General features: G+C 52.1%; 13 protein-coding genes. 6 read left to right on the top strand and 7 right to left on the bottom strand.

Translation table 11 applies throughout. The features are described 5' to 3' along the window. Positions 1-3 precede the first annotated feature (3 nt). Positions 4-1,302: an aspartate aminotransferase family protein gene (locus tag PVOR_RS04875; protein WP_006207977.1), complete on the bottom strand. Its 1,299-nt coding sequence runs from the start codon at positions 1,300-1,302 to the stop codon at positions 4-6. Then, positions 1,292-3,301 (bottom strand): peptidase U32 family protein, encoded by a 2,010-nt coding sequence (locus PVOR_RS04870; RefSeq protein ID WP_006207976.1) that lies wholly within the window; start codon positions 3,299-3,301, stop codon positions 1,292-1,294. The genes PVOR_RS04875 and PVOR_RS04870 overlap by 11 nt, the downstream gene beginning before the upstream one ends. A gap of 240 nt (positions 3,302-3,541) precedes the next feature. Here PVOR_RS04870 and PVOR_RS04865 point away from each other — a divergent pair, with 240 nt between their 5' ends. The 5 genes from PVOR_RS04865 (at position 3,542) to PVOR_RS04845 (ending at position 8,191) form a co-directional block, all read left to right on the top strand. Beyond that, positions 3,542-4,291, top strand: a complete 750-nt coding sequence (locus PVOR_RS04865; protein WP_006207975.1) for an alpha/beta fold hydrolase — start codon at positions 3,542-3,544, stop codon at positions 4,289-4,291. A 7-nt stretch (positions 4,292-4,298) separates the two neighbouring features. Next, positions 4,299-4,883 (top strand): TetR/AcrR family transcriptional regulator, encoded by a 585-nt coding sequence (locus PVOR_RS04860; RefSeq protein ID WP_006207974.1) that lies wholly within the window; start codon positions 4,299-4,301, stop codon positions 4,881-4,883. A 252-nt stretch (positions 4,884-5,135) separates the two neighbouring features. Next, the gene (locus PVOR_RS04855; RefSeq protein WP_006207973.1) at positions 5,136-6,083 is read left to right on the top strand and encodes a helix-turn-helix domain-containing protein; all 948 of its coding nucleotides are present in this window, start codon (positions 5,136-5,138) and stop codon (positions 6,081-6,083) included. 151 nt (positions 6,084-6,234) lie between these two features. Then, positions 6,235-7,317 (top strand): Gfo/Idh/MocA family protein, encoded by a 1,083-nt coding sequence (locus tag PVOR_RS04850; protein ID WP_006207972.1) that lies wholly within the window; start codon positions 6,235-6,237, stop codon positions 7,315-7,317. Positions 7,318-7,351: 34 nt separating this feature from the next. Next, positions 7,352-8,191 (top strand): hypothetical protein, encoded by an 840-nt coding sequence (locus PVOR_RS04845; protein ID WP_006207971.1) that lies wholly within the window; start codon positions 7,352-7,354, stop codon positions 8,189-8,191. 135 nt (positions 8,192-8,326) lie between these two features. Here the strand turns inward: PVOR_RS04845 and PVOR_RS04840 are convergent, their stop codons facing one another. The 3 genes from PVOR_RS04840 to PVOR_RS04830 are packed head-to-tail and all read right to left on the bottom strand — an operon-like array spanning position 8,327 to position 10,691. Further along, entirely contained in the window at positions 8,327-9,061 is a 735-nt protein-coding gene (locus PVOR_RS04840; protein ID WP_006207970.1) for an ABC transporter permease, read from the bottom strand. 2 nt (positions 9,062-9,063) lie between these two features. Then, positions 9,064-9,780, bottom strand: a complete 717-nt coding sequence (locus tag PVOR_RS04835) for an ABC transporter permease (protein WP_006207969.1) — start codon at positions 9,778-9,780, stop codon at positions 9,064-9,066. After that, on the bottom strand, positions 9,777-10,691 hold the full coding sequence (locus PVOR_RS04830; protein ID WP_040680229.1) for an ABC transporter ATP-binding protein: 915 nt from the start codon (positions 10,689-10,691) through the stop codon (positions 9,777-9,779). Before PVOR_RS04830 ends, PVOR_RS04835 begins: the two co-directional genes overlap by 4 nt. Before the next feature lie 85 nt (positions 10,692-10,776). Here PVOR_RS04830 and PVOR_RS32450 point away from each other — a divergent pair, with 85 nt between their 5' ends. Further along, positions 10,777-10,899 (top strand): hypothetical protein, encoded by a 123-nt coding sequence (locus PVOR_RS32450; protein ID WP_268741778.1) that lies wholly within the window; start codon positions 10,777-10,779, stop codon positions 10,897-10,899. A gap of 529 nt (positions 10,900-11,428) precedes the next feature. Here PVOR_RS32450 and PVOR_RS04825 read toward each other — a convergent pair. Next, entirely contained in the window at positions 11,429-12,817 is a 1,389-nt protein-coding gene (locus PVOR_RS04825) for a sensor histidine kinase (RefSeq protein WP_040680218.1), read from the bottom strand. Further along, positions 12,814-13,488 carry a response regulator transcription factor gene (locus tag PVOR_RS04820; RefSeq protein WP_006207966.1) on the bottom strand — a complete coding sequence of 225 codons (675 nt, stop codon included), beginning with the start codon at positions 13,486-13,488 and terminating at the stop codon, positions 12,814-12,816. The genes PVOR_RS04825 and PVOR_RS04820 overlap by 4 nt, the downstream gene beginning before the upstream one ends. Positions 13,489-13,770: the final 282 nt, after the last annotated feature.

The raw sequence follows: 13,770 nt of genomic DNA, 5'->3' as shown, positions 1-13,770 counted from the left end.
TGTTCACTTCTGGGATAACCCTGCAAGCGCGCTATCCAAGGAGATCAGCATCGCTTCGATTTCCTTCTCCGGGGTAACCATCGCCGGCTGAAAAGCAAGTACGTTTCGGCCCACGCCATTTTTGCCGATGATAAATCCTTCCTCCTTCATACGCTCCAGAAGCATATCCGTCCATGCTGCACTTTCCTGGTCCGACGCGCCGCGGATTTCGGCTCCCGCCATAAGACCCTTGCCTCGAACATCAGCGATAACGCCATATTTGTTCTGTAAGTCCTTCAAACCTTCGATGAGCCGGCTGCCGACTCGGCCGGACCGTTCAACCAAACCCTCCTGCTCGATGTAATCCAAGACAGCAAGCGCTGTTGCGGATGACACCGGATTGCCTCCGAAGGTCGATGCAGAAGGCCGATTCAGACTGGCGGCGATCTCATCCGTTGTGGAGAAGGCGCCGATAGGCACGCCATTGCCCAATGCCTTCGCCATGGTGAGAATGTCAGGCACAATGCCATAATGCTCGATCCCGAACATCCGTCCCGTACGACCGCAGCCTGTCTGAATCTCATCGGCAATCAGCAGAATGCCGTGCTGCTCCAGCATCGCCTTCAACTCGCGGAAATACCAATCCGGCGGCACGATCATTCCCCCGTTGCCTTGGATCGGCTCCACGATCATTGCCGCGAACGTGCCCCCCTTCTCCGCCAATACACTCGCTAATGCATCCAGAGAACGGCGTGCGGCAGCTTCCTGATCCATGTCAGGATCATAGGGACGCGGAATAAACGTAGTCACATCTCCATCCAGGAAGTCGTCGGTACGCCACATGGGGATGCCTGTCACATTCATGGTCAGGAAGGTGCGGCCATGAAGGCCGTATTCCAGTGCCAGGAAGTGGCGACGCTTCGTATGCAAACGTGCGACAAGCAGGGCGCCTTCATTCGCCTCGGACCCGCTGTTCACGAAGAACGTTCGCTTCAGATTCCCAGGCAAAATGCCGTCTGCCAACCGCTCCGCCAGCTCCACCATGGGCTGGGTCAGGTAGATGGTTGACGTATGCTGCAGCTTCTGGAGCTGCTCGATCGTACGGGCGGTAATGGCTTCATTGCAGTGACCGCAAGCAACCACCGACACCCCCGTAAAGAAGTCGACATATGATTTGCCATCATGACCGTAGAGCATATGCATTTTGCCACCGACAATCTGAGGCGGCTCCTTGTAGAAATTAGCGGTGCACGGGTAGCCGTACTGCCGACGCTTCGCCACGATAGCTTCCGGGCCGATATATGCTTGGTCCTCATGCGCCATGGAAACTCACCTCTTCGGATGGTTTCCGTTCTCCCTCACGCTGCATAACCGTGCCGAATTGCAGCGAACCCAGGGTATATCCGGCATAGATCGGCGTCATGCCTTCGAACAGCTTGCCGCATGAATTCAGATTCCGCGCAGCCTGGCAATACAACCGCACCAGACCACGAAGCTGCTCTGTCGTATACGTCTTCCCTTCAATGCGGAAATGATTCACGCCTGCTTCATGCAGTTCCTGCAGGAAAGGCATGTAGCACAGCTCCTTCGCCATAGCCAAGTGGTTCCGTCCAGCGGCATCGCGGTATACAGGGTTCTCCCCTTTATCGGTAAGCAGCACGAGATGATTGTTATCGACATACTTGTTATCTTCTTCCGCAATATACTCCATCTCTTCCGCATTAGCGTATAGATCATGCTCAAGATACATCACGATGGGCGATCCGTGAACGATGATCTCGGTTGTAAATTCCGGATGCCGGAGCAGTTTCGTCAGATCGTTAAGCTGAAGCTCCAGCGACGGATGGATTCTGGTGATGCCAAAATGCTTCTGATAGAACGAAGCCGCCATATGGTTGTAAATGTTCAAGCTGAAATCGGCCATCATCGGCAGCTCCAGGGATTGGAACTTGTGCATGGCACCGATGTTGGAGACAAGCAAACCATCCAGCCCATAATGATTGTGCTCTTTGCCCTGCTTCAGAAAATGAGCATACTGCTCCATATGCAGCTCATCCATCATACGGGGCATGCCAAGGATAATCTTGGCGCTGCCTTTGTCCGCCGTTAAGGCTTCGATATCCTCACGGCCAAATGGAATATCCGACTGGAACACATCGCCTGCCAGGTAAATGGAACTTGCTCCTTCTTCCAATGCCGCGCGAGCCTGCTCCATATTGTTCACATGCACTGTAATTTCCGGAATCGCGGCGCTCTGCCGTTCCCGCTTCGCATATCGAAGCGATTCCTTCACTTGGATCAACCGCTCCTCCTTCATCTCACGTTCGGCGGTTGGCGTACTGAAAACCTTCCCCGTGCTGTAGAACTTGCCTGTCCCCTCATAACGGCGATTAATGAAATCGAGCCCCGGCTTGCCGAAGGCATATGCCGTCGTGAAATCGCGCTTTCGGTTCTTATGCAGCGTATCCGATCCCTCCTCGCGGTTGTAGCCCAGCGGATCCGCAATATAGCGATCGATTGCATCTCCGTAGGAATTAACGACCATTAGCAAGAAATCAATATCTCTCATCCGACCTTCAATCTTGAAGGACGTAATGCCGGACTTGATCAGCTCCGGAATATGCTCGTACATGTACATATCCTTCGCTGCAAGCGGATATTCAGTTGGATAGACGTAACCATCCTTCTTCACCCGGTAATCCCAGCGGCATGGCTTCATGCAGCGTCCGCGGCTGGAGCTGTTGCCGAACAGCATCGAGCTGTACAAGCAGTTCGCACCGTGGACCGTGCACATATCGCCGTGAATAAAATATTCGAATTCCATCCCGCTCTTGGCATGCAGCACTTCCGCTGTCTTCAGATCCATCTCCCGGGAAGCAACGATACGTGAAACCCCCAACGCTTTAACGGCTTCGATCATGTCCAGATTATGAACGTTCATCATCACTGAAGAATGAACCGGAATATTCGCATAGTTCATCTCTTGAATCAGAGGAAACACGGCCAGGTCCTGTGCAATGATTGCATCGGGGCCGATCTCGTTCAGGAAAGCAAAATAACGCTTCGCTTCCTCCAAATCCTCTTCATCCAACAGGTTATTCACGGTGATATAGGCACGCTTCCCGCGATCATGAGCCATTTGGACAGCTTCTCTGACCTCTTCGTAACTCAGGTTATATCCCTTGCGCATCATGCGCATGTTCAGGGAGGGTCCCCCGAAATAAACAGCGTCACAGTTTGCGTCAATGACGGTCTTGAATATCTCGAATGTTCCGGCAGGTGCCAACAGTTCCACTTCTTTACCGCTAAAATATCGAGCCACAGTCCGTTCCCCCTTAGGCTTTACATTTAATTTTCTCGATTGTAACATAATTCACATTCCATATAAGTGAATTAATTCACAGCGATATTCCATACTCAATGCTTCCTGAGCAGCACCTGAATCGGGTGCGTAACTCCTGATTATGTATTTCCATTTTTATATTGACCGACCGTTCATTCAATAATAAAATAAACCTATCAAGACAGTAGAATAAATGTAAATCAACTGGAGGATATTCTAATGGATCTGCATTACGAAGTGTATGGAAATGGAAAGCCTGTCGTCCTTATTCACAGCGGTGGAGCGGATATGAGGGATTGGAGCTCGGTTGTGCCTCTATTATCGGAGGACTTTCATGTTATTTCCTTTGACGGTCGCGGAGCCGGCCGATCTCCTTCCCCCATCGAACCTGCCAATTACGTGCAGGATTTGTTATCTCTCCTTGATCACCTGAATATTCCTCAAGCTGCGGTTATTGGTCATTCCATGGGCGGGCAGATTGCAACAGAGTTCGCGATCCAATATCCTGAAAGAGTGTCGGAACTGATTCTCATTGCACCTGCCCTGTCCGGTTTTCCCTACTCTGAGGAAATGCAAGCTTACATGCTGCGGGTAAGCGCAGCCGCCCCAGATATCGAGAAAATGATCGAACTGTGCATAGAGCCCCCTTCCTATGAGATAACGAGAAACCATGCCGAGCGGGGGCTTATGATCCAGATGCTGCGCCACCATTTTGAGCATACCTTTACCTGGGCTACCTTTGACTCGGTTTGGCCGGAACCGCCGGCGATGGAGCGTTTAGAAGATATCTCTGCCAAAACGCTCTTTATCATAGGCGATCATGAAATGCCCGATAACCGGCAGGTAGGAGAACAATTTCGGAGGGTTCCGGGCGCTCGCTTTGTCACTATCTCAGAGGCCGACCATATGCTCACACTAACGCATCCGAATGAATTATCCCGACATATCATCCAATTTGTGAAGGACTGAAGGTTTCATGCCACGTACACCAAGCGAGAACGGACGCATACGCCAGATCGCGAAGGATAAGATTCAGGAAGCCGCCATGGATTTATTCATACATCAAGGCTACCATGCGACTTCCATCAGCGATGTAGCCAAACATGCGGCAATATCCAAGGGACTGCTCTATAACTATTTTTCAGGAAAGAAAGCGCTGCTGGCCGCCATGGTTGAGGATCGCGTTGCAGGTGTGGCCAAGGTTATGGAGGATGCCGCTTCGCTTAAAACTCCTGCAGAACAGCTGAGGTTCATCATTGAGCATGCGATCGACAACGTCTATCAGCAGCCGGAAGTCTTCCGATTCTACCTGCATCTTCAAACCCAGCCCGAGGCCGACCAAGAGTTGATACCTTACGGCAAGCGTCTTGTGGAAGAAGCCGCCCGGCAATTTGAGATTCAATGCGGAATCTTCCAGATGCTAGGGGTCCCCGAGCCGCGTAAACGTTCCATGTATTTTTCTTCTACACTTCAAGGCATTATGCTCATGATATCCACCTATCCCCAGCAATTCCCTATAGAAGAAGTGAAGGAGCAGATGCTGAAGGAGTTTTGCTCTTAAAGGAAAAGAGCCGCGGATTTCCCGTATTTTTGGAATCCGGGCTCTTTATCATGAAGCTATAGCTCCTCATCTACTTTCGCCAGCCCACACTTTCTCAAAATCCTCATCGTATCCTCACCTCTAAACATTCAGACGCATCACTCTGACCACAGGAATCCGCTAACTTTTTCAACTTTTCCTCTTCCTTCATGTAATGAATCAGTTATGCTATGAATAACAGGATCTTACACGAGCGCGGGGAGGGAACGAATCATGGCTATTCACTGGCTGGAACCGGATATCGCCGAATGTACCCGGAAAGGTATCGCCTACTTTACATCGGAGCTGGAAATGACAAACGGCCTGCCTTGCAAAATGTACCGGATTACCGAGAAGTTCGGGAGTTTGTCCGATCATATGCACGATTATCTCCAAATCTGGTATGTCAGCAAAGGTGAATTCATCCACACTCTCTATGGTCAGAAATACCGAATGGTCCAGGGAAACATATTCGTTCTTCCTCCATATAGCGTCCATCGCGTGGAGATGATACCGGGGAAAGAGCTGGAGGTGCTCGGCTGCGAATTCATGCCTGCCTTCATTAATGAACGACTCGACGGGAAGCCAGCTGAGCCGAATCTGTTTGACCTCTCCTTCATCGAGCGTTTTATAACTACGGAAGACAGCGTTCCGCTCAAGATCACCTTGACCGGCAGCAGCGATCTGGCCGTGAAGGAACTGCTTACCGAAATGCTGGCCGAGTACGGAAGCCGGGGTCCATTCTTTGATATTTTGCTAAAAGCCAATCTGCTGAAGCTGCTGGCGATCTTGAACCGCGAGCATGCCGACCAGGGCAAACTTAAATCGTCAAGCTCGAGCAGCGACCCGTACCGGGAGCCCATCCTGGAATCGGTCCAGTATATTCATGACCATTATGACCAGCCCCTGTGGCTGGAGGAACTGTGTGCCCGGACGATGATGTCCCGAACGAATTTTTGTCGCCGGTTTAAGGAAGTTACCGGCCGGACCTTCAGTCAGTACCTGGCCAATTACCGGATACGAATGGCGATGCGGCTGCTGACGGAGCCCGAACTGACGATAACCGATGTATGTTTCAAGGTCGGTTTTAACGAGCTTTCCTACTTCTGCCGCATTTTCAAGAAGTATACGGGAACGACTCCTGCTTACTACAAAAAGAACGCATTTAAAACCGTTGACTAGCGCCCTCGGTACGATAATCCAATAAATAAACACGATAGTGAAATCGAATAGATCGTTCCCATGCTATACTCTGGGCAAGCAAGAACGAAGAATCGAGTGACAAGTCCCTGTAATCACTGCATCATCAATCCACGATTTTGGAGGAGAACCGATGAACAAAATTACAATTGCCGTGATTGGCTGCGGTACGATTGCAAACAGCGCCCATATTCCCGCCTACATAGCCAACAAAGACGCCGAAATCAAGTATTTCTGCGATATCGTGAAGGAACGGGCCGATGCTGCTGTAACCAAATACGAGTGCGGCCAGGCCATTGAGGATTACAACCAGATCCTGAATGATCCCGAAGTGGATGCCGTATCGATCTGTACGCCGAATGATGTGCATGCATCCATCGCCATGGATTGTCTGCGGGCAGGCAAACATGTGTTATGCGAAAAGCCCGCCGCCCGTACCTACAACGAAGCTCTGGAAATGCAAAAGGTTCAGCACGAAACCGGCAAAACCCTCAATATTGGGGTGGTCAACCGCTACAATGAAAGCGTAAACAGAATCAAGAAAATGATTCAGAACGGTGATCTCGGCGAGCTGTATCACGTATATGCCAGCTTCCGCTCCCACCGCTCGATTCCGGGTCTCGGCGGGGCCTTCACAACCAAGGCCATCGCCGGCGGCGGCGCGCTGATCGATTGGGGCGTTCACTTCCTCGATGTCGTGATGTACTGCACAGGCGACCCGAAGCCGAAGACCGTGTCCGGGCAGGCTTACTGCAAGCTGGGCAAGGATATGGAGAACTACACCTTCCTCAAAATGTGGGCAGGTCCTCCGAAATATGAAGGCACCTATGATGTCGACGATTTTGTCACCGCTCTGGTCCGCACCGAGGGCCCGACCATTTCCCTGAACGGCGCATGGGCGCAAAACATCGGCGCCGAAGAGATGTTCATCGACTTCCTCGGGGACAAAGGCGGCATACGGCTGAAGTATGGCGCAGACTTTACCTTCTACACTACGGAGGACGGTGCCTTAATTGAGACAACGCCAAAATTCAACCTCGGCAGCATGTTCCAGAATGAGATCGATAGCTTCATTCAGTGCATTCAAACCGGGGAAAAACAGCCGTCGCATATCGATACCGTCATCCTGTCCTCCCAGATTATCCAGGCGATCTACGATTCGTCCGACCAAGGGGCGGAAGTTTCGCTGCAACCCGTAGCCCAGAACAGCCATTAACCTATAGTTCGAAGCCAGGGAGGCCTATTTTACCATGAAAAAAATCGGATTCATCGACCTGCATCTGGACCAATTCCATGCGAATAAATATCCTGGATGGATCGATCAGGCTACAGGAAGTGCCATGAAGGTCGTTTACGCTTACGGCAAAAGAGATAAAGAGAACGGGCTCACAAACGCAGCCTGGTGCAAGGAGAATGAAATTGAGCTGCTGCCCGCTATCGAGGACGTGGTGGAGCGCAGTGATTACCTGATCGTGCTGTCCCCGGATAACCCGGAGTTCCATGAGGAGCTGTCCCGGCTTCCGCTGCAATCCGGCAAACCGACCTATATCGATAAAACATTCGCTCCTGACCGAGAGACAGCGATCCGAATGTTCGATCTGGCGACAGCCCACGGAACACCGATGTATTCAACGTCTGCCCTTCGTTTTGCCAGTGAGTACACGGAGCTGGACCGGAGCGGCATTCAGACCATTAGCAGCTGGGGGCCCGGCGGATTCGCCAACTATTCGATCCATCAAATCGAACCCGTAGTCCGTTTGATGGGAGCAGATCCGAAGAGGGTCATGTTCGTTGGTACACCGGACTCTCCTGCCCTGCTCATCGATTACGGTAACGGACGACAAGCTGCCGTGAATCATCTTGGGGAGAATTGCCCTTTTACTCTAGGCATTAAAAATGAAGATGGCAGCTTCAAGCAGGTTACCGCCCATTCAAATTTCTTTGCCTTGTTCATCGAGAATCTGGTGAATTTCTTCGAAACGGGCAAGCCTGCCGTTGACCCGGCTGAAACCATTGCCGTCATTACCATCATCGAATACGGATTAAAGGCAGCCGCCACCCCTTATGCGTGGGTAGAGCTGCCGAATTAGCAAGGGTTCGCTTCAACCATAGCAAGATAGCGTAAAGAGCTGCTCCAGCAGGCCATCAAGGACCTGGGGCAGCTCTTTTATCATTGGTGAACGCTTCTTCTCGGAATGCATCCGCTGCACTCCGGTTAGGAGTAATCACACTTCCTTGCGCTGAAAATAGATGAATCCTCCGAGGAAAAATAACAGAAACCCGCCAACAATCACGATCATAAGGCTCTCAAACGGAACATTGAAGGCGCCGAAATCGGCTTGACCCGCTGGCATCATCGCAAGAAACGGCTGCGTCCACGGATAATAAGGGGCATACGTCTGCGAGTTAGCCACCAAGATGTTCGGGATGGTGAATACAACGTTTAGTGCCAGCGGTGCGGCAAAGCTGCTCCAGGCCGTGGAAACACCAAGCTGAAGCGCGGCAAGCGGCAGACAAGCAACCCAGCCACCCACCAGGCTGCGCAGCAGCATCTCCCAAGGAATCGGAGCCTCGATCCTATGGAACCATCCAGCTCCCATGACAGCCACCAGGAACAGCACTTGCACAGCAGCAAGCAAGATAGCCACCACCGTGAATTTGGCAGAATAGACGACACCACGCGACACCGGCAGGACCAGCAGCTGCTTCCATCCCCCACCGGTATGCTCGTAGCGGCACACCATTGCACTGAAAATCCCGGTCATGATCGGGAGCAGCAGCATCGCATGCAGAAAACACATCATGGATAGCAAATACTCCCATGGGGCTCCCTGGATCGGATTGCCACCTAGAATCCCCAGCATCAAAACCAGTACCCCATTCAGCAGAATCTGCGGCCATAATTTGGACTTCGACAGCTTGAGCCACTCTGCTGATATTGCTCTTGTATAAGACGCCATCTCTAGTCCACGTCCTTCCGGTTGAAATGTATGAGTCCAGCTGCAGCAATGACGGCCCCAAGCAGTAAACCCGCTCCTATAAATGTCGCTTTTTCAGGACCGATGTAAGCGAGCAGCGGCCATTTCAGCGGCACCCAATCCGGGAACTCCATGGCAAACATGGATACTACCGAAGCGGTGATGCCTATCGCCGAGGATATCCCTTGATTCTTGAGCGTCAGGCTTAGCCATAACTGAAAAGCCAAGACCGGCAGCGAGGCGAACATAGGCAAGAACCCAATACGCATCAGATCCATATACGGCATGCGATCCGCACCCATTCCTAGCAGCATGCCAAGCACGGCGACACTCACCGTCAGCAGGGTACAGGATACGCAGAGTATCAAGAAGGCCTGCACGAATTTTGCACTGAATACAGCGGTTCTTGAAATGGGTAATGCCAGCAGCTGCTTCCACGAGCTGAGCTGATGCTCCACGTTGGCCATCAGCGAGCAGATCAGCGTAATGCCCAGGAACAGGGCGATGGGAACAAAAAACGTAACATTCTCCAGCAGCCCGCCCCAGGGATCTGCCGCATACGTTTTCATCAGATAATCATACCGAAGTCCAAAGTTCAGCCCTTGCATCGCCGCCAGTCCGATGGGACCGAGCGCCGCGAGAAACCAGATGCCTTTGCCCCTTATTTTCAGCCAATCGGCGGACAGCGCACGGAACATCATATCCGGCTTCCCTCCCTTACGATCTGCATGAAAATATCCTCGAGTGACCTCCGCTGCTCCTCGACACGGTACACGGCATGCTGATTCTCAACGAGCCGCTTCACGAGCAGGGCGACCTTGGCATCCTGCATACTTTCCAGCTCCAGCACATGGTCTCGCAGCACCCCTTGGCAGCCCAGGTCCAGCGCCAGTCCGAGCGCAGCCTCCGGCTCCGATACCGACAATCGGAACCCGCTGGATGCGGTGGATACCAGATGGTCGATGGTATCCTGGAACACCATCCGGCCGTCACGGATGATGCCGACTTTATCGGCCATCTGCTCCACCTCGCCCAGCAGGTGACTGGATACCAGCACGGTAATGCCGTATTGACGCGGCATGTTTTTGATCAGCTCCCGGATTTCATGAATGCCGGATGGATCAAGACCGTTGGTCGGCTCATCCAGGATAAGCAGCTCCGGATTGTTGAACAAAGCGGCTGCAATGCCAAGACGCTGCTTCATCCCAAGGGAGTATCCCTTGACCGGTCGCTTGGCTTCCTTCGTCAGGGAGACAATCTCCAGTACTTCCGCGATGCGGGACTTCGGCCCGCCGGTGATCCGGCGAATCGCCTCCAGATTCTCAATGGCCGTCAGATGACCGTAATAGGATGGGTATTCCACGAGAGATCCTGTCCGCTGCAAAATGTTCATTTTCTCGCGCTTCAAATCCTTGCCGAACAAATGAATCGCCCCGCGCGTGGGCTGGATCAGTCCAAGCAGCATGCGAATGGTCGTTGTTTTCCCTGCGCCATTCGGTCCCAGGAAGCCGTAGATATCGCCACGGGCAATCTCCAGGTTCAAATCCACGACTGCCGCGCGTTTTTTATATATTTTATATAAGCCTTTCGTTTGAATGACGAGTTCCGTCACGTTCATCACCTCAGGATACATCCTACATGTCCAAGGTTAAATGCCGGTCGACCTGAAGTTTAAATTTAATTTAAAAAAGTTAAGCATGAGTGATTGCGTGCTGTTCAAACCGCTGCGGGACCGGACCGCTGTTAAATCCGGGAAGCTGAATCTGTCCAGAGGTAGTTTACCGGATTTAAAGGCGAACGCTTCGCTTCTCCAGCAATAATTCCGTTCCCTACGCCGATGCTTTTGCGCTTTTGCACAAATACAAGAGGCACTTCACTAAGCAGCGCTCATTAGTAATCCTGCATCCATGCCCATCGACTCGGAAATACTATCAGCGAGTGACCGAATATGATATAATCACTTTGCCGAAACGCTGATTGCGTCCGTACAGGGGGGCTACCTGACGCTGATGATGGCATGCCAATCACTCTGCTCTCTCATAGGTAGATTAATCATTACGATGGGGGCGTGGTTAACTATGGATATGAATGTACTGGTACATGTGGATCTCAAAATGGGTTTCTCTCTCAGTCTAGCAACTGTAGCCTGCCTTGCTTATGAACCAAGTTCACTGACGAGCTCGTGAAACTCGAGCGAAAAGCAATTGTGCGAAGACACCCTGGAAGGGTGTCTTTCTTGTTAGTAACGCAAAAAAAAGAACCAGCCAACACGGCGGTTCCCCATTTTCAAATATGCCTACACCCTTTCACCATCCGAGCACGATTCTTATATCCTCGATACCTGAAACCTCACCGCCTCCAGATGCTGATCCTCGTACCTTCATCCGAGCTTTCCACATGGCAGCCCAGGCCCATTTCCCTTGTCAGGTGATCCACGATAGCCAGGCCAATGCCCGTGCCTTTGTTCTGTGAGTCGCTTCTGACTCCCGGTCCGCGATCCGAAATGACAAGCATGCCCTCAAGCCCTTCTCTCTCTTCCGTATGAATACCGATATACTGTCCTGACTTGGCGTGACGGACGACATTTTGGAACAGATTATCCAGAAGCCTGCGGAACCACAGCACATCCACATTCCAGTTGAGCGGCTCGTCGCGCACTTGGATATCGGGCTCGATTCCCGCCTTCTCCCACACCGGATACCAGGCAGCTGCACTTTCCTTGACCGTCCGCAGAACGTCCGTCGGTTCCATGTTCAATTTCACTTTGCCGCTGGCCAGCAGATTGTAGGACAACATATTGTCGATCAGTCCGCCCAAGTCCGCGATTTTCGACTCGATGAGGGACAATGATTCCTTCCCTTTCTCACTCAGCGGCTCCCGCTCCATGGAGAAAATATGGCTTCGAATCACCGTCAGCGGCGTTCTCAGATCATGTGACAGATTAGCAATCAGCGACTTGCGCAGCTCCTCCTCCTCACGCTGGCGGCGCTGCCCCTCCTCTAACTGGATGACCATATGGTTATAGCCCTCTTCCAGCTGCCCGATCTCGTCAAGCTTGGTTAAGGCGACCGGCTGCGGTAAACCTGTCACAGTGTGAGGGGAGGTCATAGCAGAACGAAGTCGCAGCAGCCGCTTGCGGATGCGCACGAAGAACAGCCAGGAGACCACAATAAACAGAACCGACATCAAGGTTATAAACAGGCCATACATCGCCGTTTCGCTGGCGATTGGCTGCTGGACACTGATATATTTTCTCGGTATTTGCATCACTATGAAGCCTTCCCCCGATGCCTCTCCACCGATAAAGGCCACCGAAGTGAACGGGTCTCCGTCCACGGCATTCTTCATGAATTGAACGGTGTAGGGTGCGCTCCATACCTCGGGGAGGCTTGGCTGCACCGGCATCTGCAGCCTCGTCTCATTGCTGCCGTCCACCCAGAACATCGAGATCTCCGGATACTCCAGCTGAATTGCATGCAGCCTTCGCTCTATGGCTTCTGGCGAAGCCCCGCTTAATGTTGCTGCCTCCTCGTGCCACATCTTCTCTAACACAGCACCGCTTGTATACTTCTCGACAGGTACAGCCGGTTTCTCCGAGAACGTATCGTTCACGAACCAGTAGAGAATCGAGGCTAACGGAAACATAATCGGCATGAAAATCATGGCCAGCGAGATTAACAGCAAATACCGGTTGGTCAACGATTTGCGGAACCTTCCTCTGTTCCTTCTCCATCTCATGCTCTCACCCGATAGCCCAGCCCGCGCACAGTCTCAATAATCTCCGGTGTGGCGGGGTCCCGCTCCAGCTTCTCGCGAAGATAGCGGATGTGAACCATCAGCGTTTTATCCCCTTCGATATAGGACTCGCCCCAGACCGATTCATAAATCTGCTCCTTGGTCATCACACGCCCCTGATGCTGGAGCAGGTACATAAATATCTGATACTGTTTACCGGTCAGGAGTGTCTCCTCGCCGGTATCCTCGTTCACAATCCGATTCTCGGCCTCATACACGGATAAGTGCTTCACTCTCAAAGGCTCTGCAGACTTGACGACGGACCGCCGAAGCAGCACCTCAAGACGGGCAGCCAGCTCGTCCGGATGGAAAGGCTTCGTCAGATAGTCATCGGCAAATTCCAGCCCCTGCAGCTTATCGTCAATGGCAGTTCTGGCCGAGAGCATCAGGATAGGCAGACCGGGATATGCCTTCTTGATTCGCTGTCCGATCGTAAAGCCGTCAAGTCCCGGAAGCATGACGTCCAGAATGACGACGGCACATGCCACCGCTTCCTCTACAGCCTTCTCCCCGCTGAGCTGCCACCGCACCTCATAACCCTTGTCTTTAAGAAATTCACTGACCCAACCGCCGATTTCATGGTCGTCCTCGATATATAGAATGCTTGCGCTCATCGTAAATCTTCCTTTCGATGCAAATGTTCAATGTCTGCCAGGTGCTGCAACAGCCGCAAAAAGTGATTGCAGTCCATTGTATGCATGCACTGTGCTCCATCATTTGTCATTCATTGTAACACGGGATATCCGAAGTTCGGATATCGGATTGGGTATCCTCGTTCCAGTCAGCATCCTGCCTCATCACCATAAGGCACCTGTCCCCTCCCGACCTCATGAAAGTCACTTCCCCAAAAAAGGACCCCGAGCACGCTGGTCAAGACCCCATTTTGTGGACATTGG

It is taken from the genome of Paenibacillus vortex V453 (assembly GCF_000193415.1).
GTDB classification, from domain to species: Bacteria; Bacillota; Bacilli; order Paenibacillales; family Paenibacillaceae; genus Paenibacillus_AQ; species Paenibacillus_AQ glucanolyticus.
This window is presented reverse-complemented; position numbering and strand designations above follow the sequence as displayed.